20 protein-coding genes are annotated in these 23,115 nt (G+C 44.6%); 7 read left to right on the forward strand and 13 right to left on the reverse strand.

Features of this window, described 5'->3' with window-relative positions:
- Window positions 1–674 precede the first annotated feature (674 nt).
- Entirely contained in the window at window positions 675–1,547 is an 873-nt protein-coding gene (locus tag R8269_RS22060) for a Tim44 domain-containing protein (RefSeq protein WP_005384268.1), read from the reverse strand.
- Window positions 1,548–1,939: 392 nt separating this feature from the next.
- On the opposite strand from R8269_RS22060, the gene R8269_RS22065 reads away from it, so the two are divergent.
- The 3 genes from R8269_RS22065 (at window position 1,940) to R8269_RS22075 (ending at window position 5,462) form a co-directional block, all read left to right on the forward strand.
- A complete protein-coding gene (locus R8269_RS22065) occupies window positions 1,940–2,530 on the forward strand; it encodes a TetR/AcrR family transcriptional regulator (protein WP_005382308.1) in 591 nt (196 codons plus the stop codon).
- Between the two features lie 13 nt (window positions 2,531–2,543).
- A complete protein-coding gene (locus R8269_RS22070; protein ID WP_005382310.1) occupies window positions 2,544–4,418 on the forward strand; it encodes an MFS transporter in 1,875 nt (624 codons plus the stop codon).
- 114 nt (window positions 4,419–4,532) lie between these two features.
- Window positions 4,533–5,462: a YeiH family protein gene (locus R8269_RS22075; protein ID WP_318222662.1), complete on the forward strand. Its 930-nt coding sequence runs from the start codon at window positions 4,533–4,535 to the stop codon at window positions 5,460–5,462.
- Here R8269_RS22075 and R8269_RS22080 read toward each other — a convergent pair.
- The 7 genes from R8269_RS22080 to R8269_RS22110 form a co-directional block, all read right to left on the reverse strand.
- Window positions 5,459–5,647, reverse strand: a complete 189-nt coding sequence (locus tag R8269_RS22080; protein WP_005382314.1) for a hypothetical protein — start codon at window positions 5,645–5,647, stop codon at window positions 5,459–5,461. The two genes, R8269_RS22075 and R8269_RS22080, sit on opposite strands and share 4 nt — an antisense overlap.
- Window positions 5,648–5,747: 100 nt before the next feature.
- Window positions 5,748–7,175, reverse strand: a complete 1,428-nt coding sequence (gene menE / locus R8269_RS22085; protein ID WP_169628631.1) for an o-succinylbenzoate--CoA ligase — start codon at window positions 7,173–7,175, stop codon at window positions 5,748–5,750.
- Entirely contained in the window at window positions 7,160–8,149 is a 990-nt protein-coding gene (menC, locus tag R8269_RS22090; RefSeq protein WP_042524032.1) for an o-succinylbenzoate synthase, read from the reverse strand. The genes menE and menC overlap by 16 nt, the downstream gene beginning before the upstream one ends.
- 125 nt (window positions 8,150–8,274) lie before the next feature.
- Window positions 8,275–9,141 carry a 1,4-dihydroxy-2-naphthoyl-CoA synthase gene (menB, locus tag R8269_RS22095; RefSeq protein WP_005382318.1) on the reverse strand — a complete coding sequence of 289 codons (867 nt, stop codon included), beginning with the start codon at window positions 9,139–9,141 and terminating at the stop codon, window positions 8,275–8,277.
- Window positions 9,134–9,961 (reverse strand): 2-succinyl-6-hydroxy-2,4-cyclohexadiene-1-carboxylate synthase, encoded by an 828-nt coding sequence (menH, locus tag R8269_RS22100; protein WP_042524030.1) that lies wholly within the window; start codon window positions 9,959–9,961, stop codon window positions 9,134–9,136. The genes menB and menH overlap by 8 nt, the downstream gene beginning before the upstream one ends.
- A complete protein-coding gene (gene menD / locus R8269_RS22105) occupies window positions 9,948–11,666 on the reverse strand; it encodes a 2-succinyl-5-enolpyruvyl-6-hydroxy-3-cyclohexene-1-carboxylic-acid synthase (RefSeq protein WP_053303261.1) in 1,719 nt (572 codons plus the stop codon). The genes menH and menD overlap by 14 nt, the downstream gene beginning before the upstream one ends.
- Window positions 11,663–12,970: an isochorismate synthase MenF gene (locus R8269_RS22110; RefSeq protein ID WP_170893738.1), complete on the reverse strand. Its 1,308-nt coding sequence runs from the start codon at window positions 12,968–12,970 to the stop codon at window positions 11,663–11,665. The genes menD and R8269_RS22110 overlap by 4 nt, the downstream gene beginning before the upstream one ends.
- Before the next feature lie 217 nt (window positions 12,971–13,187).
- Here R8269_RS22110 and R8269_RS22115 point away from each other — a divergent pair, with 217 nt between their 5' ends.
- The 3 genes from R8269_RS22115 (at window position 13,188) to R8269_RS22125 (ending at window position 16,415) form a co-directional block, all read left to right on the forward strand.
- A complete protein-coding gene (locus R8269_RS22115; RefSeq protein WP_053303263.1) occupies window positions 13,188–14,402 on the forward strand; it encodes a pyridoxal phosphate-dependent aminotransferase in 1,215 nt (404 codons plus the stop codon).
- Between the two features lie 90 nt (window positions 14,403–14,492).
- A complete protein-coding gene (yfbR, locus tag R8269_RS22120; RefSeq protein ID WP_170893739.1) occupies window positions 14,493–15,077 on the forward strand; it encodes a 5'-deoxynucleotidase in 585 nt (194 codons plus the stop codon).
- Window positions 15,078–15,092: 15 nt separating this feature from the next.
- Entirely contained in the window at window positions 15,093–16,415 is a 1,323-nt protein-coding gene (locus tag R8269_RS22125; protein WP_170893740.1) for an anti-phage deoxyguanosine triphosphatase, read from the forward strand.
- Window positions 16,416–16,421: 6 nt separating this feature from the next.
- Here the strand turns inward: R8269_RS22125 and R8269_RS22130 are convergent, their stop codons facing one another.
- The gene (locus R8269_RS22130; RefSeq protein ID WP_017819919.1) at window positions 16,422–17,036 is read right to left on the reverse strand and encodes a tRNA-uridine aminocarboxypropyltransferase; all 615 of its coding nucleotides are present in this window, start codon (window positions 17,034–17,036) and stop codon (window positions 16,422–16,424) included.
- Between the two features lie 3 nt (window positions 17,037–17,039).
- Here R8269_RS22130 and rrtA point away from each other — a divergent pair, with 3 nt between their 5' ends.
- Window positions 17,040–17,591, forward strand: coding sequence for a rhombosortase (gene rrtA, locus R8269_RS22135; RefSeq protein ID WP_005382331.1), 552 nt, complete (start codon window positions 17,040–17,042; stop codon window positions 17,589–17,591).
- A 98-nt stretch (window positions 17,592–17,689) separates the two neighbouring features.
- Here the strand turns inward: rrtA and R8269_RS22140 are convergent, their stop codons facing one another.
- The 4 genes from R8269_RS22140 to lon all read right to left on the reverse strand — a co-directional run bounded on the left by R8269_RS22140 (window position 17,690) and on the right by lon (window position 23,106).
- On the reverse strand, window positions 17,690–17,974 hold the full coding sequence (locus R8269_RS22140) for a ComEA family DNA-binding protein (RefSeq protein WP_031777211.1): 285 nt from the start codon (window positions 17,972–17,974) through the stop codon (window positions 17,690–17,692).
- 255 nt (window positions 17,975–18,229) lie between these two features.
- Window positions 18,230–20,089, reverse strand: coding sequence for a peptidylprolyl isomerase (gene ppiD / locus R8269_RS22145; protein ID WP_005382334.1), 1,860 nt, complete (start codon window positions 20,087–20,089; stop codon window positions 18,230–18,232).
- A gap of 201 nt (window positions 20,090–20,290) precedes the next feature.
- Window positions 20,291–20,563, reverse strand: coding sequence for an HU family DNA-binding protein (locus tag R8269_RS22150; RefSeq protein WP_005382341.1), 273 nt, complete (start codon window positions 20,561–20,563; stop codon window positions 20,291–20,293).
- Between the two features lie 191 nt (window positions 20,564–20,754).
- The gene (lon, locus tag R8269_RS22155; RefSeq protein ID WP_005382343.1) at window positions 20,755–23,106 is read right to left on the reverse strand and encodes an endopeptidase La; all 2,352 of its coding nucleotides are present in this window, start codon (window positions 23,104–23,106) and stop codon (window positions 20,755–20,757) included.
- Window positions 23,107–23,115: the final 9 nt, after the last annotated feature.

The raw sequence follows: 23,115 nt of genomic DNA on the forward strand, positions 1-23,115 counted from the left end.
GAGTGGCCAAAGGGAGCAGACTGTAAATCTGCCGGCACTGCCTTCGATGGTTCGAATCCGTCCCCCTCCACCATATTGAAGAAGCCAGCTCATTGAGCTGGCTTTTTTCGTTTCAGGATCTTGATAGCATAGTCCTACTACAACGAACCTTTCACTCCTAACCGAAACTCTTCTCGATTGAATACCTATCACGGTAAATAAGTGATCAGAAATAGCGTAGGGAAAATGCTTGAGAACAAGGCGCAATTTTTTGATAAGTAGTTATTCTACAATCAAAAATTGCAACGCAGTTATCGAGTATTTTAACAAGCTAGAATGACCAGTTATTTACTACGATTGGTATAACCTATACTCAATCTCACTAAAGCAACCAACCCCATGTGAAACTCCACAAACAAAAGGCTGAGGAGCAGATCTTTACCCTACAAACAATGTACTAGCTATTTTGATTTTGTTAGTTCGTATGGCCTTAATATGAATGTTCAATATAAATAGGAAAACACTTGAGGATTTACTAGAAAAAGTGGGCTCGCAAAATTAGAGCAAAAGTTATCAAGCGGACTCAATTAGTGATGTTTGTATAAAAACACGTACAAGAAATATAAATGATAGATACAAAAAATCCCGCAGGGGATGCGGGATTTTTACTAGTGACTAAATTGGTTTAAAGGTGACTAGCCTTGAATGCCAACGATTAACCATGGCGCATTAGGCGCAGTCAAGTCACGCTCTAGGTGCCAGATATCTTCGATTTCTTCTTCAACACCTTCTACTGTGTCACGGTAACGACCGCTAAACTGCAGACTAAGCTGTGCTTTATTTGCATCGTAATCAGCACGGACGATCTCCGCATCAACGTACATTACGTCAGTATGCTGCTCACCGTCGAGCTTCGCGCGCTCTGCTTTTAGGTCTTCAAACAAGCTTGGAGAAACATATTCTTCAATAGTTTCTAACTGGTTGTGATTCCACGCACCTTGCAGGATTCGATAGTGTTCACGAGAACCATTAATGAACGCTGCTTGGTCAAAACCCGGTGGGTAGTTATGTGGTACGTCTGTTTGAGCGCCAAAACCACCAAAGCCACCATTATTTGTGTTTGGTTGTTGCTCAAAGTTTTGCATGTTTGGTTGCTCAAACTTAGATGCGTTGCCACCAAATGCAGGCTGTTGACGATGCTGGTTCATACTGCCCTGCTTCGCACCTAGCATACCACGCATTAGTTTAAAGATGACAAAGGCAATCAAACCAATAATTAGGATATCCATAAACTGGATACCTTCAAAAGCACCGCCAAAGAATGCAGCAAGTAGACCACCAGCAAGAAGTCCGCCTAGCAGACCACCCATAAGGCCTTTCTTACTTGAAGACTTTGTCGTCTGATCTTTGCCGACCGTATTGGTGTTTTGTTGCTGTTGTTTCGGTGCTGGTGCAGTTTTGTAGCTCTTACCGAAAGACTTACTGCCACCAAACTTCTTCGCTTCCGCGATAGGCGTTACAGCAACAGTAAACATCAATAAAGCAACAATAGAAAATAAACGTTTCATCGTTATCCTTAAAGTTAGCTATCTAAGATAGTGCCCCATTTTCAAGACGAAACAATCGTTGTTTCAAACAGTAGCACGCCAAAGATGATTTTTAAGTCATCATACTCTGTATACCGATTGATGAAAATAGCTTATAGAAGCTGACATGTATCAGAATATTGCCAAAAATGCAGACTGCTCACACTGCTTACAATTCAGCTGAAGGCGCTTGATCAATGTAAAAAAAGTATGGAATAAGTTCACTAATACTCCAGATTGTTTTACTTGAATTAGAATCAGTGACACAGCTCAGAATCCTACACCTTGAGGGCACTTGGACACATTGCCTTGTTGACGGTTAATAGGTAGCTGACTATCATATTGAACGATGTTCAATAAAGTAGTTTGAGAGTATGGCGCGCAGAAACGATCACACCCGAGAAGAGTTAGTGAATTTGACGTTAACAACGGTCAAAAACTTTTTAGATGAGAATTCTTACCACGAACTCAGTCTTCGTAAAATCGCTAACATGATTGGTTACGTGCCAAGCACATTGGTAAATGTTTTTGGTAATTATAATTTGTTGTTGCTTCATGTTGTCGCTCAAACTTTAGATGAGTTATCTCAAGAAGCACGCAAAGCGACTAATGACAGCAAAGACTCCCATCAAGCGCTTTTTGAACTCGCTTATTGCTACCACGATTTTGCTCAAAAACACCCATACCGTTGGCAGTTAGTGTTCGAACACAACATGAATGGAGCAGAACTTCCGGAATGGCATGCCAAACGTATCGATGGTATGACGGGAATGCTAGAGTCACTATTGGCTCAAATCGCACCACATCGTACTGAATCCGAAGTGATTCAAGCGAGTCGAGTCCTTTGGTCTGGCGTACATGGCATTACTTTACTCAGTGTTGATGATAAGTTTTTCTCTAGTGAACCGATTGATGGCAAAGAATTGATCAGTAATCTTCTTTCTAACTACCTCACGAACTGGTAACAAAGGATTATCCATGTCATCCGACAGACAGCCGTCCTTACTTACGCAGAGAAAGTTCCTGCCCTATTTCATTACTCAGTTTTTTGGCGCTTTCAACGACAATATTTTTAAAAACGTTTTGCTGTTGTTTGTCGCATTCGCTGGCTCCAGTGCACTACCTATTTCGAGCAATTTGTTCATCAACCTTGCGGCAGGCTTGTTCATTCTACCGTTCTTTCTGTTCTCTGCTTCCGCTGGCGTATTAGCCGACAAATATGAAAAGTCATGGTTTATTCGTAAGGTCAAACTATTTGAAATAGCCATCATGCTGTTAGGTGCCATCGGATTCATAACCGAAAGTTATGGTGTGCTTTTATTGCTACTGTTTTTAATGGGCACACAGTCAGCATTTTTTGGCCCAGTTAAATATGCCCTTTTGCCTCAAAAGTTAAATGCTAAAGAGTTAGTGCCCGGCAACGCTCTTGTTGAAGCTGGTACCTTTATCGCCATCCTTATTGGCACCTTAGGCGCTGGGATTATAGCCTCTGCAGACAACGCAAAATACCTCGCCGCATTTTGTGTCGTGATCTTCGCATTGTTAGGCTACTTGTCGAGCCGCTCAATCCCCTTTGCTGCAGCCAGCGCACCCAATCTCTCTTTTCGTTGGCAACCATACAAGCAAACCAAACACACGCTCTCTATCGCCAAATCCGATCGAGTTGTTTTTCAATGCATAATGGCAATAAGCTGGTTTTGGTTTTTAGGCGCCGCATATCTAACACAATTCCCGAATTTCACTAAGATTTACCTAAATGGCACCGAGAGTGCGGTGTCTTTCTTGCTCGCTCTATTTTCCATTGGTATCGCGCTAGGGTCGCTACTTTGCAATTGGATCTCAAACCATCGTATAGAAGTCGGTGTTGTGCCAATTGGTGCCTTTGGCATTACGGTATTTGGGTACCTAATGGCCACTTCCATTCCCAATGATCTACCTACTTTCCATAACTTTGTAGACTTCTTTAGATATGAGCCTTTTTGGCCATTATTTTTCTACCTATTGATGATTGGTGCTTCGGGCGGTTTGTTTATCGTGCCTCTTTACGCATTAATGCAGCATCGAGCAAAGGAAACCGAACGTGCTCAAGTCATCGCAGGGCTCAACATCTTTAACTCTCTGTTTATGGTCGGCAGCGCTGTCTTAGGTATTGTGTGCCTAAGTGTAATCAAGATGACAATTCCTCAACTGTTTGCATTGTTAGCCATTTTAAATTTCTTAGTCGCCGCTTACATCTTTTTGCAAATTCCTATTTTTGTAGTTCGCTTTGTCATGTGGATGCTTACGCACACCATCTATCGAGTTAAGCATAAGAATCTACACAACCTACCCGAGCATGGTGGGGCATTGATTGTATGTAATCATGTAAGCTACATGGATGCATTGCTACTTAGTGCCGTATGCCCAAGGTTGATTCGTTTTGTGATGGAGGAAGATTACGCCAACCTACCTCCATTAAGGCGCTTTTTACGTCGAACTGGGGTAATTCCAATTTCAGCGAGTAACAGAAGCTCTATCAGACGTGCATTTAACGATGTGGAAGCTGCGCTAAGCGAAGGTCATATCGTCTGTATTTTCCCTGAAGGAAGATTAACTTCAGATGGTGAAATGAATGAATTCATGCGCGGTATTGATATAATCCTACGTCGTAGTCCAGTACCTGTCATACCTGTTGCACTTAAAGGCTTATGGGGAAGCTATTTCAGCCGCGCAAAAGGTCGCGCATGCTGTGGCTTACCGACTCGATTTTGGTCAAAGCTAGAAATAGAGGCAGGACAACCGGTGCCACCAAACGAGGCAACGGCAAAAACAATGTTCGATAAAGTGCATCAACTTAGAGGCGACTGGCGATAAATACACTTGAACACATGTTTAGGATAACTGAACATGTGTTCAAATCATTAAGACAAACTGACCACACCCAGTGCGATATACTCTCCCTTTCATTCACAACAGCGAATAAAAACCTTGAATAGAAACTACCTCCTGTTTGGATTGGCGTTACTTTTTTGTCTAACCCCTCTTGCCTCCTCTCCCATTGCTCTAGTTATCGGTTTTCTACTCGCAAGTTTTGGTTTTGTGCCTTCCGAGCTGCCCATCGCTTCTTTTACTAAAAAGCTGCTGTCTTACTCGATTATTGGCTTAGGCTTTGGCATCAACTTCGAGCAAGCGCTTACAGTCACATCGGATGGTATCGGCCTGATCATCGCCACTATTACAGGCACACTGATCATGGGCACTCTCATTGCCAGGGTGCTTAAATTGGAGCGAGTAACCGCTTACTTAATCTCATCAGGTACTGCAATTTGTGGTGGTAGCGCAATTGCTGCTGTGGCACCGGCGATTAAAGCGAAAGACGAGCAGATTGGATTAGCACTGGCAACGGTATTTGTCCTGAACTCCATTGCACTCTTTGTGTTTCCTGTGATTGGACATGCTTTAGGGCTAGATCAACACACGTTTGGCACATGGGCTGCAATTGCCATTCATGACACATCTTCTGTTGTCGGGGCTGCCTCGGCCTATGGGGAAGAAGCGCTAACTACGGCAACAACATTGAAACTCGCGCGCGCTTTATGGATCATTCCTGTTGCTTTGATCAGTGCCGTCATCTTTTCAAGAGGCCAAAAAGAGTATGGAAAGAAAAAACTAGCTATCCCTTATTTCATTTTTTGGTACTGTGCAGCTATCGCGTTTAGCGACTTATTTCCTCAATTTGAAATGGTCTATCACGGCATTTTCATTGGAGCAAAGCAAGCGTTGGTTGTATGTCTGTTCTTGATAGGTTGTAGCATTTCAATTTCAAAACTAAAGTCTGCTGGAGCTAAGCCACTGTTGTTTGGTGTGACTCTGTGGGTGTTAATTTCGACCACTTCTCTAAGTTGGTTACTGTTTTAGATATTGGTGGTCTGCTTATCGCGTTGAGGGGACGGCATTTCCCGTTTGCTATTTTTGTATATAACGACCAACGCAATAGCGATCAAAAATGCCGTTAGCTCTGCAAGAGAGCGGGCTAGCCCTTCACTACTTATCGCGATACCAATTTGTAGTGCTACTGCCGCAATTAAAACTAGCTTTGCCATCCTGAACCTTATGCATTTTCTCTCCACGAAGAAGCATAATTATGATTCAGAGTTATAAGGATACGAAATTCTCTTTATGACTAATACATAGCAAAATTGACTAATGCTGAAGTGATGACAACAGCCACTCTTTCACGGCCTTACGCGAAATTTTGATCCCATCTTCTAGTAGAGTTTGTGGCATTACATGGTATTCCACTGGCCATTTAAACTTCTCTAACTTTGATTGCAAGTGCTGGTCATACTCCGACTTGCTGCGCAATCCATTGGTCTGAATCACAGCTACTGGTCTATGACCAAACTCCGCGTCTTCGACTGGAACCACTATACTCTGCACTACACCATCAATTTGGTTCAAAGCGGCTTCAATCTCTTCACAATGGATATTCTCACCACCAGAGATAAACTGATTGTCGGCACGGCCGATTATCTTTAATTCATCACCTTGCCACTCGCCAAGATCTTTGCTGTCAAACCAGCCTTTCTCATCCAGAAATGGGGTAACATGTCCTTGATGGAAATACCCTGCCGCTAATGTCTTACCGCCAACAAAAATGCGTTGGTCAACTAATTTTATCTTACGGTGCTTCAATACATGTCCAGCATTACTGGTGCTGTCAATTCTCTTTGCGGTAACGGTAGAGGCCGCCTCCGTCATCCCATAACCTAACCACGTCTCAATGCCTTGCCCTGATGCTCGTAGTGCCAACTCATGATCAACGTGACTGCCGCCCAGTAGCACATGTGTCAATGACAAATGTGCATCATCATCCAATAACCGTTTGAGCTGAGTCGCAACCAAAGAAGCGTGTGATACGCCCTGAATATCATCAACAAGTTTCCCTGAACCGACTTTTAGTGTTGCTCCGACATATAGCCAACGATAGACAATCGCTAATCCAGAGACGTGATACAGCGGAAGCGATAATAGCCAAGCATCTTGCTGAGTGAAAATGAACTCCTGCAACAAGCCCTCTGCAGACGCAAGATGCTGTCGATGTGTATGAACCACAGCTTTAGGCTCCCCTGTAGAGCCAGAAGTAAATACTACTGAAGCTAGCCGGTCATGATGATAGCTATCTTCAGTCAACGAATCACTCTCTTTCTGTGATACTACAGGCGGTGAAAGCAATGTTGCCTTGAGTTTTTGTATATCATGTTCAGAAAAGGTCGAAGCGCACTCCAGAGAAAACCAGATAAACCGAGTTTGATCAGGCCTGTAAAGTGTAGCAAGCTTACCCTGCAACTTATCTAGTGGTTGTTCCATGGTCAGCGCAGCGAGCGCGCCTAACTGTTTGGAGGCAAGATAAAACAACAGTGTTTCTACTTGGTTCTTGCCAACCAAAGTCAGCACATCCCCCCGAGTTACACCCAAGTCATTCAAATAGTGAGTGTATTGGTCAATACGCTTCGAGAGTTGTTGCCAGTTTAATACTTCTGTTGATGTCTTGAGTGCAATAGAAAAAGGGCTCGTTTGAGCCCAATATTTCCATGGTGCCTTCGCAATATTGTCTACGCAGAATGCCACACAATCTCCTGGTCTTTTAGAGGAAGAACGGGAAGTTCACACTTAGGCCAGCCCTGCTCTAGCTGAGCTTTGAATAAGCCAATCGTATCCAAACCTGGAACTTCATCAGGCAGCTGCCATTGGGCAAAGCGCGCTAATTGAGTTAAACCGAGACTGGATTCAATGCTCGAGCTAATCACTGCTTTCATCCCCAGTGACTTCGCTTTCTCTATCAGTGTAATACAAAAATCCACTGAACCAATGAGTGTGGGTTTGATGATGATCGTTTTCACACCAGTTAGATCTTCAAGACGGAAATCTTCACGACGAACCGCATCTTGCAATGTTTCATCCCAAGCGATAGCAATACCAGTATTAATCGCAAAAGAGAGACTATCGCCAGGAGAGCGGCACGGCTCTTCTAGAAACGTGATTCGTTGACGCAGAGACGGAGCAATGTACTTAGCGAACTGCTGCGCTTTTTCTGGTGTCCAAGCGCGATTGGCATCGAGTCGAAGCGTTAATTGAGGGATTGATTCAAGAAAAAGGTTCACAAGCATGCCATCGCGAATTGGCTCATAAAGTCCAACTTTCACCTTAGCGACTTTCTCACCTTCCATTTCGTTCAGCTTTGGAATGAGCTCATCTGGGTCGCCAGTGCATAGTGGCGCTGTTTGGTATTTACCTTGTTGTGGTAAGCCACCAGCTAATTCAAGCTGTGCCATCGATAAACCAAACGCAACCGACGGGTACATCTTGGCATAATCCACATCCAACTCTGCTACCCAACGCTCCGCCTGTTCTTGTAGCTGAACACCCGCATCTTCGGTGCTCTCTAAGCTAAAACCAGGAAGAGGAGCGACTTCTCCAAGCCCTGTTTTACCATCTTCGGAAAGCGCAACAACATAACCAACACGTTCGGTTAGCTTGTTGTCACGTAGGATGACACCACTATCCATGGGCAAGCTATAACGATAAATTTTCGCTTCACGCATAATTCAAGTCCTATGTAATGCCGTATATTTGAGCGTTCTGACGAGCAATCCCACCAGCCTCCCAGAGGGCGAGGCGCTCAGGAAAAAAGGAACAGAGGAGCTAACACGCTCCTCATTTAGACGGATTATGGGTTGCGAGGGAATTTATCGAAGTCTGGGCGACGCTTCTCGTTAAAGGCATTACGACCTTCTTGGCCTTCATCAGTCATGTAGAACATCATCGTTGCGTTACCCGCTAGCTCTTGCAGACCCGCTTGACCATCACAATCTGCGTTTAATGCAGCTTTCAGGCAGCGCAATGCCATTGGGCTGTGCTGTAGTACTTCACGACACCAACGAACGGTTTCTTTCTCTAGATCCGCTAGTGGTACAACTGTGTTTACTAGGCCCATGTCTACCGCTTCTTGAGCATTGTAGAAACGACATAGGAACCAAATTTCGCGAGCTTTCTTTTGGCCTACGATACGAGCCATATAAGATGCGCCCCAACCGCCGTCAAATGAACCCACTTTAGGGCCTGTTTGACCAAATTGAGCGTTGTCAGCTGCAATTGTTAGATCACACATCATATGCAGTACATGACCACCGCCAACAGCCCAACCAGCTACCGATGCGATCACTGGTTTTGGACAAGTACGAATATCGCGTTGGAAGTCCAATACGTTGAGGTGATGTGTGCCTTGGTCGTCTTTATAGCCGCCGTAGTCGCCACGGATCTTCTGGTCGCCGCCAGAACAGAATGCGTCTTCACCTAGACCTGTCAGAATGATCACGCCAACACCAGAGTCGTAACGCGCATCTGCCAACGCATCAATCATCTCTTTTACCGTTTGAGGACGAAACGCGTTACGCACTTGAGGACGCGCAATGGTGATTTTCGCGATACCATCTTCAGACTTATGGTAATGAATGTCCTCGTATTTCTCGCCGCAATCTTTCCATTGAACCGGAGCGTAAAGTTCTTCTTCAGAAATGCCTACTGTTTTAGCCATGGTGATTCCCATTGTTCTCGTTACTCTCACCAAAGTGAGACTGAATTATTTGCTTGGTATGTATCGCAAACTGTTTGGGCTGCTCTTGATGGACGTTATGACCAGCGCCTTCAACTTGTCGATACGCCAACCCGCTACGTTGTGCCAGTTGGCTAAATTTTTGGTCTTTCTCACCACACAAGTAATACACTGGTATGTTCTGCTTTTGCAGTGAGGGCAACAAATATGCCTGTTTGGCTAACGATGTCGCCATCAACATATTCGCCACCGCTGAGCCAAGATTATCACTTCGCTTCGCAATGAATGTTTGTCTTTGCTCATGGTTTAGTGAAGAAAACACCGCTTGTTGGTACCAATCGTTCAAAACACGTTCAAGTGGTTCAGTTTTGAAACGCATTGCCCAGCGAGCATCATTCTCTAATCTCACCTGTTTCTCTGACTCAGTTTGAAGCCCGAAGTTTCCCCCTTCAATAATCGCGCCTGCAATATTGAGCTCTGGAAAGCATTGATGGGCAATACCATGCATCGCAATGCGGCCGCCCATAGAGTATCCAATCAAAATAAGTGGTTGTTGTGAGGGAAATAATAAAGATAGTGTGGAACCAAGAAGTTTGCAGCAATCATTTAAATCGCAGCAAAAAATAGATTGGCTGCGTCCGTGACCAGGAAGGTCAACCGTAACACGCTCATATTCGGGTAATGCATTTAAACACGCGAGCCAATCGGCACCGCTACCGAGTAAGCCATGCAAAAACACCAAAGTGGGCAACGTTCTACTTTGGTGTTTTTCTAATACAGGGAAACGTTCAAAGTAAAGCATTCAGACTCTTATTAAATGCCTTGAGTGTCTCAGCTGCTTGGTTAGATGGGGTTTGAACCTCGACCAGCAACGTTCCTTGGCCGTGACATAAATGCTCTTTTACAGATGATTGGAATTGCTCCAGTGTAGAAACATGCAAATACGCCAAACCAAACTGCTTTGCCGCGTGTTCAAACTGATAACCATGAGGCATTTGATAATATGTCGTCCTGCGCTCTGGTGGTACTGGCAACATATCAAAAATCGCACCGCCGTCATTATTGGTAACAACAAGTACCGCCGGCAGTTTATTGTGAGAAAATAGCGCCAGAGAATTGAGATCATAAAGTGCTGCTGTGTCACCGATATACATCAGTAACGGATTACCTCTTGCCCGTTGCACGCCTGATGCTGCAGCAAACAAACCGTCAATCCCTGACGCGCCTCGATTAGTGAAAACCTCTACACCATCCAATTTTCCGTACATATCGACAAGCCGAACAAACAAGCTATTACCCAAGAAAACATCTACGTTCTTTGTGCGCTCGTTGATGTCTGCTGCCAACGCAATTTCGTCAATGGCAGACGCTGAATCAGATAGGAAGGCTTCTTCGATACGTTGATGAACTCGCTTAACGTCATTCGCTAACCTATCAGCCCACCCAGCAAATATTGACTTCTCAAAACTAATGCGAGAAACCCACGTTTTAGGAGGCTCAACCCAGTGCATTTGCGCCAGATGATTTTGGTTATTCCGGTCCATACAAGGTGAGACATACCAATACTGAACGTCTTTACTTTGTTGATTTTTCGATACTTGTTTATCAATCCATTGGTTCAAACGTTTGGAGATGATTCGGCTACCAAATTGGATAATAAGTTCACAAGATTCAAGCTCGTTTGCAAACTCGGGAAGTTGAAGCCATACATCGTAATACGCCCAATCCGAACTGAGGCCACTTTGCGGGTCTGCAAGTACTGGCCATCCCATCTTTTGTGCAAATGCCTGCGCCGAACGCGCTTGTTCAAGCGGTAAGCTGCCAATCACAACCAAGCCTTTTTTGTCCGAAAAAGGCGGGATGTTCGCCTGAGACAAATGGCTAAAACGCTGAGTATAAGTGCCGCTTCCTTTTCGCCATCCGGCGACCGAATCTAAGTAGGTTTGATAATCCGCTTTTGCGCCGTTGGAATACAAAGGCTCTGGAAATGCACAATTAATATGAACAGCACTACCCTGCAATTGCTGAGTAAACATCACTTCGTCAACAGAGGTCAGCAACCAGTTAAGCGACGTTGCTAAATTTGGGCTTGGTAAATTCAAACTGGCCGAAACATGATGTGAAAAAATACCCAATTGATTTATCGCTTGGTTTGCACCACAGCCGACAAGTTCTACTGGACGATCTGCTGTCAGCAGCACCAGTTTTTCACCAGTAAGTTTGGCTTCGGCAACCGACGGTAATAGGTTCGCCACTGCCGTACCAGAGGTAACGATAATTGCCACTGGCTCCTGAGTAGCTTTCGCTAAACCAAGAGCCATAAAGCCCAGTCCACGCTCATCAAAATGAGTATGAATGGAAAAGTCGGACTGTTCTGCCGCTTCTAAAGTTAAAGGAGTAGAACGAGATCCGGGAGCGATACAAACATGCTTAACGCCAAATCGCTGAAGCTCAATCAATATGGTTTCTGACCAAACTCGATTGAGCACCGCTTGGTCATGACTCATGATGCGACTCCCAATGGCGGATGATCAGAAATCAGCGTAAGTAACGTCGACATTTTCTTATCAAGTTCTGCCCACTCATGTTCTGCAATGGAGCCTGGAACAATCCCTGCGCCCGCAAACAGTTGTACTTGCTCACCGAGCACAAGCGCACTTCTGATTGCGACACAAAACTCTGCACGCTCATGGCTAATGTAACCCATAGAGCCTGCATACCAGCCGCGTGCAAACGGCTCATTATCAAGAATAAACTGCATGGACTCTTGTCGGGGTAAGCCAGCAACCGCCGCTGTTGGCTGAAGCGCCGATAACAACTGAACACCATTTATCCCCGCTCTTAGACTAGCGTGAATATTTCGCTTAAGGTGCTGCACTTTTCGTAGTCTGACCAAACTCGGTTCAGCTTCCACTTCAACCATTTCAGAATGCGGTGATAGACGGTCAATGATGTCGTCCACCACATACTGGTTTTCGTTGAGGTTCTTTTGGTCTTGGGATAACCAATTCGCCAACTCCATATCTTGAGTGGCATTGTCTCCCCGACCAATCGTGCCTGCCAACGCTTCAGTGTGGAGTTCATGCCCAACACGCGAATACAAACGTTCTGGCGTAGATCCCATAAAACTGTGCTTACTGTCTAAGCTCAGCATGAAATGGAAGCTATGATGGTTATTTAAGTAACTTGCTTTAAGTAGCTGTGCAGCACTTAATGTGTTATCAAGCTGCACGGTAGAGCGACGCGCTAAAACCACTTTCTTAAAATCATCATTCTCTATACCAGTCAGAACCTTATGAACTAACTCATTCCATTGAGGCTGACTTGGCGTATGAACAATAGAGCAGATGTGAGACGAAATTGGAGCTAAGGTCGCGACCTCACAAACCAGTTTATTCAACCCAGCTAGAGTTCGCGCTTTGTCTTCTGAAATATTAACTGCGAGAGACCACTGTTGGTCAAAACGAATTAACTCAATTTGAGGCAAAAAGAAAAAAGAAGGCATACAGCGACGATTCTTCTCATGCTGTCCATCAAAAGAGCGCCCGCCCCAGACTCTTTGCCCTTCACCTAGAATGGTATAAGCAGGACCTGGCTCAACAAAAGCGTGCAATTGCCCTAGTGCAACGACCTCTTCACGTGTATCGCGGGACTGCCAATAAAACTTAGGGAAAAGTGGTTGTGCATCAAGCCAATCAATAAATGAGAAATTAGGTTTCTCGCTAAGGGGCTCGACCAGACGTGTTTGATTGCCTTCCGATTGCTGAACTCGCTCGATAATTTTCTTTACGGCTTGATGGAACTGTGACAAATCAACCTCGTTGTATGTGAGGATAAATGGTAACTGACGGCTACTCTAAGTTTAGACCCAAAGCAAATCAAGGTCGTATGCGATCTTTTGCAAAATCCTGTGATAGCAAGCGAGCAAAACTTAACCAGCAGACAGATTATTTACAGATATATATTCTAATAAAAAACAAATTATTGTATTTTAATAAAGAAATTAACGAATTTTTAGGAATTAAACAATGCAAAATATCGGGATGTCGTCAAAACTCGACAATGTCTGCTACGACATTAGGGGTCCTGTACTCAAACATGCTAAGCGCATGGAGGAAGAAGGGCATAAAATCCTAAAGCTAAACATTGGTAACCCTGCCCCATTTGGTTTTGACGCCCCTGATGAGATTTTAGTCGACGTGATTCGTAATCTGCCGACTTCTCAAGGCTATTGTGATTCCAAAGGTATTTACTCTGCTCGTAAAGCTGTGGTCCAACACTATCAGCGTAAAGGTATACGCTCGCTAGATGTCGAAGATGTGTATGTAGGTAACGGCGTGTCTGAGTTGATCGTAATGGCCATGCAAGCGCTATTAAACAATGGCGACGAAATGCTGATCCCAGCACCAGACTATCCGTTATGGACAGCTTCAGTTGCACTATCTGGTGGTAAGCCGGTTCATTATCTATGTGATGAAGAGGCTGACTGGTACCCAGACCTTGAAGACATCAAAAAGAAAATCACACCAAAGACACGTGGCATTGTTCTGATCAACCCGAACAACCCGACAGGTGCGGTATACAGCCGTGACTTCCTACTTGAAGTGATTGAGATAGCACGCAAGCACAAACTGATCATTTTCGCAGATGAGATCTACGACAAAGTGTTGTACGACGGTGCAACACATACCTCAGTCGCCACACTCACTGAAGACGTGCTAGTCATGACATTCAATGGCCTTTCAAAAGCCTACCGTGTTTGTGGTTTCCGTGGTGGCTGGATGTTCCTAACGGGGCCTAAACATCTGGCTCAAGGGTACGTGAATGGCTTGGAGCTGCTTTCATCGATGCGTTTATGCGCAAACGTACCAATGCAGCATGCGATTCAAACCGCGTTAGGTGGATACCAGAGTATTAATGAACTGATTTTACCTGGCGGACGCTTATTAGAGCAGCGCAACCGAGCGTATGAACTGATCAATCAGATTCCTGGTGTTTCTTGTGTCAAACCTAAGGGTGCGATGTACCTCTTCCCGAAAATCGACACTAAAATGTACAACATCAAGAACGATCAGCAGATGGTTTTAGATTTCTTAAAACAAGAGAAGGTCTTACTGGTGCAAGGTTCTGGTTTTAACTGGCCAAAACCAGACCACTTCCGCATCGTGACACTACCGCACGTTGAAGATCTAGAAATCGCCATTGGACGTTTTGAAAGATTCCTATCAACCTACAGCCAGTAATGAATCACTGGTAGTAATTAGTGCTGATCTCTCATATGCTTAGAGGAACTCCTAGTGAGTTCCTTTTTTACACCAGAAACGGAGAAAGCCATGAAAGAAAGCCATTTTTTCGCCCACCTGGCTCGAATGAAGCTGATCCAACGCTGGCCTTTAATGCGGTCCGTCTCACCAGAAAACGTTTCAGAGCATAGCTTACAAGTTGCTTTTGTCGCTCATGCCCTTGCCCTAGTTAAAAACAAAAAGTTCGGCGGCAACCTTAATCCAGAGCGCATAGCGATTCTTGCCATGTACCATGATTCCAGTGAAGTATTAACGGGTGATCTTCCAACTCCAGTGAAGTATTACAACCCTGAAATTGCCAAAGAATATAAGAAGATAGAATCGGCAGCGGAACAAAAATTACTCTCAATGTTACCGGAAGAGTTCCAAGATGATTTTGCCCCCTATCTTCTTTCTCACTCTGCACATGAAGAGGACGCAAAAATCGTTAAGCAAGCCGATTCCATCTGTGCCTATTTAAAATGTCTCGAAGAACTAAGCGCCGGCAACCATGAGTTCGCTCTGGCAAAAAAACGCTTAGACGTCACTTTGCAAGAACGCAGAACGCCTGAAATGGATTACTTTCTCAATACCTTTGCCCCAAGTTTCGAATTATCGTTAGATGAAATCAGTTAGCTTACGGAGATAATCGTGTCGTTTGAATTACACCCGCAATGGCAAGAGCGCCATGATGATGAGCATAAAATCCGTCGAGACGACCATCGGAGCCCGTACCAACGAGACCGAGCGCGCATTCTTCACTCGGCTGCATTTCGACGCCTACAAGCAAAAACCCAAGTACACGGCAATAGCTTGGAAGACTTTCACCGCAGTCGGTTAACGCACTCCTTAGAAGCGTCGCAACTCGGGACCGGTATCGTCGCCCAGTTAAAGAAAAAACAACCAGAGTTCCGTGAACTATTACCATCAGACAGCTTAATTGATTCATTATGTTTGGCTCACGACATCGGGCATCCTCCATACGGTCATGGGGGAGAAGTCGCTCTAAACTACGTAATGCGCGAACATGGCGGCTTCGAGGGGAACGCCCAAACCTTTCGTATCGTCACTAAGTTAGAGCCTTATACCGAGCATTTCGGAATGAATTTATCACGCCGCACACTGCTTGGTTTGATTAAGTACCCTGCCCTCATTAGTCAAACACGCTCCGTCAAGTTGCCTCAACCAGCCGAGCATCAACGTAAACTAAAAGCAAAAGATTGGAGCCCAGCTAAAGGCATTTATGATTGTGATAAAGACTTATTTGATTGGGTAATTGCACCGCTTTCTGACAACGACAAGGCATTGCTTAGTCTGATGCGTTCAACGCCAGAATCGGAGTTTGAGCACAGTAAAACGCGTTTTAAATCACTCGATTGCTCAATCATGGAGTTAGCAGATGATATCGCCTACGGTGTTCATGATTTAGAAGATGCAATCGTACTTGGTATGGTGACACGTCAGCAATGGCAAGAAGGCGCAGCAAGTCAATTAGCGGACTGTGGCGACCCGTGGTTTGAAGCTCATATCGATTCCATCGGACAGATGCTATTTAGCGGTAAGCACCATGAGCGGAAAGATGCTATCGGTGGTATGGTTAACGCGCTACTGACCAGCATTTCAATCAAAGCGGTGGATGAGCCGTTTAATAACCCGTTACTGTCTTGGAATGCGTGTTTAGAACCACAGATGGCACGTGCACTTGACGTACTCAAGCACTTTGTCAGCACCTTCGTTATCCAAGTCCCGCAGGTCCAGATCGTTGAGTATAAGGGTCAGCAAATTATTATGGATATTTTTGAAGCGTTAACAGCAGACCCAGAGCGATTACTACCCGTTCATACAAAAGATCTGTGGTGTCAGGCGAAGAGCGAGAGCAATAAGATGAGGGTCATCGCCGATTATATTTCTGCAATGACCGATGGTCACGCGCAAAAGCTACACCGCCAACTTTTCTCTTCCATCGTTCTTTAGTAACACTCAACCTTTCAAGTAATTCTTTTCAAAAACGCCCGGAGGCATCTGGGCGATTTGGAATTCGATCATCTTTTCAAAGGCACGCATCAGCGGTGTAAAGTCTCGCTCGGGTTCAAGCAAGCGAAGCGAATGATAACCAGCCTCGACTGTCGATAAGCTATTCTCAGAGGGCGCCTTACGAATGGTGTAGTGCCCTTGTAGTTGCTTAGGCAACTGCACGGTTGGGAATGAATGTAAGTTGCTTGAGAGTTGCCACATTTTGTACGCTTTTTTCCACGTACCATCGAGCAAAATCAAACGTATTTTCTTAGATACACTATGACTCGCTTGAGTGATTTCAGAAATGCATCGTGACTCTTCTGATGGGTAAAGAACAAAATGTTGATATGACTTATCCGCTAATAAGTGATTTAAGACATCATCACAAGAAAAGTCCTCTCCTATCAAACAAATACAGTTATCTAAACTCAAATTGAGAATCCGTGCCGTACCAAGCGGACGATGTTCTTCACTCGTGTGCTGAAGAATGATAAGTTCTACCTCGCTTGCCAGCGGTACAATCCATTGGCAAATACACGCTTTTTGCGATTTTCCACAACGAGAACAATAACGAGACATAGAGTGAACCTTTATACCTTGCTGAGTATTATCAGCGTGATCTGTTTGATACTTCAATTTGAACCAATGGCAAGCCTAACCGAGTGGCACAGCTACAATATACGCCATGGTGAATGGTGGCGAATCGTAACAGGAAATCTCACACATACCAACTTTGCGCACTTAGGAATGAACCTCGCCGGATTGTGGATCATTACTTTTATTTTTCGCCCAAGCACTCGTAACTTCCTTATCGTTTTTTCAATCTTATGTGCATGTGTTGGTGCGCTGAATTTGTTTACCAACATGTCGGTATACGTGGGTTTATCCGGCGTATTACACGGATTGTTTGGATTTTGGGCGCTCAGAGAAGTCTTTGAAAGCAGAAGAAGCAGTGTGTTGTTAGTCGGAGGGCTAATCGCCAAAGTAGCATGGGAGCAGGTCTATGGCCCATCCAGCAGTACTGCTGAGCTTATCGGTGCAAACGTTGCTATTGATGCTCATATGTTTGGCGCACTCGGTGGGTTAGTAATGGCTTTACTGGAAAAAGGCCTTCGCCGTCGTTTATTCGGATAAAAAATCCCGAACCACGAAAGAGGAGCTGGTTCGGGAAAGCAGTAATAGGGAAACAGATATTGTTCTGAATTCAGACTCAATATCTGCAATACATCAAGCTACAGTAAAATGCGGTCTTCGTTTTTCTTAACTGTCGCTTCACCTATGCCTTTTACGCTCTTCAAATCTGCTGCCGTTTTAAAAGGGCCATGTTCCTCGCGGTAGTCCACTATACTCTGCGCTTTCTTCTCACCTATACCTTTCAACATGGTCGCAATTTCTTCAGCAGTGGCCGTGTTGATATTTACAGTAATTTCAATTCCTTCATATTTGTCAGTGGCTGAATCCGCAGCCATGCTAAAAGGTGCAAAAACAAATAAGCACAATGTCAAAATCCATTTCATATTGAACATACAATCTCCAAAATAGTAGGCTAAAAACAGTCATCGAGAGCGAGTCACTATCAAGTTTGCAATGGAAAGCAATATGGTTATGCATTTAACAAACTGAGATGACCCGGAATTCACAACGGCCGCTATCACTTAAACGCGCACTAATTTAAGTAATGCCTATTGATGATTGAAGTTCATAAAGACAAAAATAAAACGGACCGCTTATGCGGTCCGTTTTATTCAACATACAAATTACACTAATTGTGCTTAGTTGCTCACAACAAAGTACTCAATGTCAGTATTTGCACGCAGTACGGCTAGTACAGATGATAAGTCTTGCTGAGAAGATGCACGCTGCATTTGCATCGCAACTTGATCTTCTAACTCACTATCTAGCTCTGCGTTTACAGCATCAAGCTCGATGATAATGATGTTACCTTCAAGATCTTTAGACTGACCGTATACTGGTTTACCATCGACTGGTTTTGCCATCGCGAATACCGTTGTTGCCAACGGAGAACGACGATCTACTGTCTCTTGTTCACCAAAGGCAAGATTGTTTTCAGCAAGCACGTTCGTCTTACCTTCTTTCAATGCCGCAACGACTTGTGTTCCAAGCTCCATCGCTTCTTGCTCACCTTTAACACGAGATAGCTCTGCAACAACCTGATCTTTCACTTCTTCTAGTGGAAGAACTGTCTCGTCACGCGCATCTTCAACACGAACAACGATAATATGCTCAGGCGCAACTTCGATAGCTTCAGAGTTTAGGCCATCTTCTTTAACTTCAGGACTCAGGATAGCTTGCATTACAGCAGGGCTACGAAGCACTTCAGGTGCATCAACCTGAGAAATAAAGTCCGTTGTCTTCACTTCTTGGTTAACCGCTTGAGAAGCATCATACAATGAGTCTGGGTATTCAAACGCTACGCGCTCAAGCTCATTTTGCAACTCGTAGAATTGATCGATAGCTTGTTGGTCAACCATCTCTTGTTTGATTTCAGCAGCGACTTCTTCAAATGGCTTCGCCACAGAATCTTTTAGCTCTTCAAGCTTGATAATGTGATAGCCAAAGTCCGACTTTACTAGACCCGACGTATCGCCAGGATTCTTCAGTGCGAATGCCGCTTCTTCAAAAGCAGGGTCCATCACATCACGCTCGATCCAACCTAAGTCACCACCGTTTTCAGCGCTGCCAAAATCGTCAGATTTCTCTTGAGCAAGCGTCGCAAAATCTGCACCCGCGTTTAGCTCATCTAGGATAGCTTGCGCTTTTGCTTCATCGTCCCCTTCTACAAGAATGTGAGCGACACGTCGTTGCTCTTCTGAAGAGTATTTGTTTAAGTGCTCGTCGTAGTACTTTTTCACCTCAGCATCAGAAACATTAACTTGTTCCTTTAGCGCTTCAGCTGATAGTTCGATGTAAGAGACTTTAACCTGCTCTGGGCGTGTAAAGTTGTCTGGGTTTGCTTTGTAGTACTCTTGAATTTCTTCGTCGGTCAATTCAATATTTTTCGCGAACTCCGCTAAGTCGATCTGAATCGTGCGAATATCACGAGTTTGAGTGAACAGCTTGCCTTCTGCTTGTACTTCGCCCGGCAGAATAAATTCACTGTTTTGTAGCGCATTCAGCAGTTGCTCACGAACCAATTCACGACGCATGTACTCAGCAAAAGAGTCTGGCGAAAAGCCTGCACGACGCAAAGAAGCTTGATAGATCTCTTGATCAAACTGACCATTAGATTGGAACTGAGGCATGTCTAGAATCATGCTACGCACTTGAGTGTCGCTGATTCGCAGACCCAAAGCTTCAGCTTGTTGGTCAAGCAACACGTCATTGATCATTCGATCTAAAACGGATTTGCGGAAAGATTCAACATATGCAGGGTCAGCCAGCATTTGAGAGAAGTAGTCACCCAACTGAGCTTGCATACGGTTACGCTCATTTTGGTATGCCATCTCGAACTCACCACGAGGAATCTCAGTGTTACCGACTTTCGCTGCAGAGTTGTTGCTACCACCAACGATGTAGCTACCTACACCTGCAAATACGAAAGACAGGATGATAAGTCCAAGGATAATTTTGACCGCGATGCTATTCACGCCTTCGCGTAGTCGATCCATCATAATTTAACTGCTCTCCACAATTGAAGCCTACTGCTTCTATCTAATAGAAATAATGGCGCAATAATATCAGAAAAAGAAATGCGCATCAGTATGATGCGCATAATTTAAGAAAGTTCGGCTCGAAGTTTGTAAATTTTTGTTCGAAACTTATTGTTTGAGCAAAAGTTAAGCAAATGGCCGGTTACAGAAATAACGCCGTGATTAGTTACAAGCGTCTTTCAGTGCTTTACCAGCTTTGAAAGCTGGTACTTTTGCTTCTGCGATTTGGATTTCTTCACCAGTTTTTGGGTTACGACCAGTACGTGCAGCACGAGTACGAACGCTGAATGTACCAAAGCCAACTAGAGCGACTTGATCACCAGATTGAAGAGTTCCGCTTACTGCTTCGATGAATGCATCTAGAGCACGACCCGCTGACGCTTTAGAAATATCTGCATTTTCTGCGATTTGTTCTACTAACTGAGTTTTATTCACTGTAATTTCCCCTTTGTGTCATCTGTGATTATTTTTGTGATGACTTTCGTTCCATTGTTAAGAAAATATGCTCCACCCCTTATTCATCAAGGGCTGGCAGCTATCGAAACTAACTTAGCGCCCAAAAAAAACGCTGACAAGCCTTTTTGGGCTTATCAGCGTAAACTTTTACTTATTTTTGCTACACATCACTATTTTTGAGACTCAAACTCAACGCCCGTCGGGTCTCGCTCTAGTGCGACTTTCAGTACTTCATCAATCCACTGTACAGGGATAACTTCCAGATCCGCGATAACATTATCAGGAATCTCTTCCAAATCACGCTCGTTATCTTTTGGAATTAGCACTGTCTTAATGCCACCACGGTGTGCCGCAAGTAACTTCTCTTTTAGGCCGCCGATAGGTAGAACCTCACCACGCAGTGTGATTTCACCCGTCATCGCTACTTCTGCTTTCACAGGGTTGCCTGTTAGAGAAGAAACCAATGCTGTACACATTGCTGTACCCGCACTTGGGCCATCTTTTGGTGTCGCGCCTTCCGGGACGTGTACGTGAATATCTTTCTTCTCGTAGAAGTCAGTATTAATACCTAGCTTTTCTGCACGAGAGCGAACGACTGTCATTGCTGCTTGGATAGACTCTTGCATCACATCACCAAGAGAACCCGTTTGTGTCAGCTTACCTTTACCTGGCATTGATTGAGTTTCAATCGTTAATAGATCGCCACCCACTTCGGTCCAAGCTAGGCCAGTTACTTGACCAATTCGGTTACTTTCATCCGCTTTACCGTAATCGAAACGTTGAACACCTAAGTACTCTTTTAGGTTGTCCATCGTTACCGTTACTGACTTGATGTCCTTATCCAGCAAGATGTTCTTCACCGCTTTACGGCAGATCTTAGAAATCTCACGCTCTAAGTTACGGACACCCGCTTCACGCGTGTAGTAACGAATGATGCCAATAATCGCAGAATCTTCAATGACGATCTCATCCGCTTTCAAGCCATTACGCTTCACTTGTTTATCAACAAGGTGACGTTTTGCAATGTTCAGCTTCTCGTCTTCGGTGTAACCAGATAAACGAATAACTTCCATACGGTCTAACAATGGACCCGGGATGTTCATCGAGTTCGATGTCGCAACAAACATAACGTCAGAGAGATCGTAATCCACTTCTAGGTAGTGATCGTTGAACGAGTTATTCTGTTCAGGGTCCAGTACTTCTAGTAGAGCCGATGCCGGATCACCACGCATATCTGAAGACATTTTGTCGATTTCGTCCAATAAGAACAGCGGGTTCTTCACACCAACCTTCGACATCTTCTGGATCAATTTGCCTGGTAATGAGCCGATGTAAGTACGACGGTGACCACGAATTTCCGCTTCATCACGCACACCACCCAACGCCATACGAACATACTTACGGCCTGTAGCTGAAGCAATTGAACGACCAAGAGACGTTTTACCTACACCAGGAGGACCAACAAGACAAAGGATAGGACCTTTTAGCTTGTTGATACGGTTTTGAACCGCTAGGTATTCAAGGATACGTTCTTTGACGCGTTCTAGACCGTAGTGATCTTCATTAAGAACCTCTTCTGCTTTCGCTAAGTTTTTCTTAACTTTTGAGCGCTTAGCCCAAGGAACGCTGACCATCCAATCGATGTAGCTACGAACCACTGTTGCTTCAGCAGACATTGGAGACATCATCTTAAGCTTTTGCAGCTCTTGCTCTGTCTTTTCACGTGCCTCTTGAGGCATTTTTGATTCGTCAATCTTCTTCTGTAGCGTTTCGAACTCGTCTGGTGCGTCTTCCATCTCACCAAGTTCTTTCTGAATCGCTTTCATTTGCTCATTCAGATAATACTCACGCTGAGATTTTTCCATTTGCTTTTTAACGCGACCACGAATTCGTTTTTCAACTTGCAGCAAGTCGATCTCTGATTCCATCTGGCCCATCAGGAATTCCAGACGCTCAGTGACGTCAACAATTTCAAGCACTTGCTGCTTATCCACCAACTTTAACGGCATATGAGCCGCAATGGTATCCGCTAAGCGTGCGGCTTCGTCGATACCATTAAGTGACGTTAGCACTTCTGGTGGAATCTTCTTGTTTAGCTTAATGAACCCTTCAAACTGATTAATCGCGCTGCGAACAATCACTTCTTGCTCACGCTCATCCAATTCTGGCGTAACAACAAATTCAGCTTCCGCTAGGAAAAAGTCACTCTCTTTAAAGTGATTGATTTTTGCTCGCTGCTGGCCTTCGACCAATACTTTTACTGTGCCATCCGGAAGCTTCAAGAGCTGGAGAATGGTGGCTACCGTACCTACGTCAAATAGGTCGTCAACCGTAGGCTCGTCAGTATCCGCTTGCTTTTGTGCCACAAGAAGAACTTGTTTGTTGGTTTCCATCGCCGTTTCTAGACAGCTAATCGATTTCTCACGACCAACAAACAATGGAATAACCATGTGTGGGTAGACCACTACGTCACGTAGAGGTAGTACCGGGATCTCGATACGCTCGGAACGTTCCAAGTTCATATAATTCTC

It is taken from the genome of Vibrio sp. Vb0667 (genome assembly GCF_033391095.1).

Excerpts from the sequence above, each read along its gene's own strand:
- R8269_RS22060 (WP_005384268.1), bottom strand. The coding sequence starts at position 1,547 with ATGAAACGTTTATTTTCTATTGTTGCTTTATTGATGTTTACTGTTGCT.
- R8269_RS22065 (WP_005382308.1), top strand. The coding sequence starts at position 1,940 with ATGGCGCGCAGAAACGATCACACCCGAGAAGAGTTAGTGAATTTGACG.
- R8269_RS22070 (WP_005382310.1), top strand. The coding sequence starts at position 2,544 with ATGTCATCCGACAGACAGCCGTCCTTACTTACGCAGAGAAAGTTCCTG.
- R8269_RS22080 (WP_005382314.1), bottom strand. The coding sequence starts at position 5,647 with ATGGCAAAGCTAGTTTTAATTGCGGCAGTAGCACTACAAATTGGTATC.
- menC (WP_042524032.1), bottom strand. The coding sequence starts at position 8,149 with ATGCGTGAAGCGAAAATTTATCGTTATAGCTTGCCCATGGATAGTGGT.
- menB (WP_005382318.1), bottom strand. The coding sequence starts at position 9,141 with ATGGCTAAAACAGTAGGCATTTCTGAAGAAGAACTTTACGCTCCGGTT.
- menH (WP_042524030.1), bottom strand. The coding sequence starts at position 9,961 with ATGCTTTACTTTGAACGTTTCCCTGTATTAGAAAAACACCAAAGTAGA.
- menD (WP_053303261.1), bottom strand. The coding sequence starts at position 11,666 with ATGAGTCATGACCAAGCGGTGCTCAATCGAGTTTGGTCAGAAACCATA.
- R8269_RS22115 (WP_053303263.1), top strand. The coding sequence starts at position 13,188 with ATGCAAAATATCGGGATGTCGTCAAAACTCGACAATGTCTGCTACGAC.
- yfbR (WP_170893739.1), top strand. The coding sequence starts at position 14,493 with ATGAAAGAAAGCCATTTTTTCGCCCACCTGGCTCGAATGAAGCTGATC.
- R8269_RS22130 (WP_017819919.1), bottom strand. The coding sequence starts at position 17,036 with ATGTCTCGTTATTGTTCTCGTTGTGGAAAATCGCAAAAAGCGTGTATT.
- R8269_RS22140 (WP_031777211.1), bottom strand. The coding sequence starts at position 17,974 with ATGAAATGGATTTTGACATTGTGCTTATTTGTTTTTGCACCTTTTAGC.
- ppiD (WP_005382334.1), bottom strand. The coding sequence starts at position 20,089 with ATGATGGATCGACTACGCGAAGGCGTGAATAGCATCGCGGTCAAAATT.
- lon (WP_005382343.1), bottom strand. The coding sequence starts at position 23,106 with ATGAACTTGGAACGTTCCGAGCGTATCGAGATCCCGGTACTACCTCTA.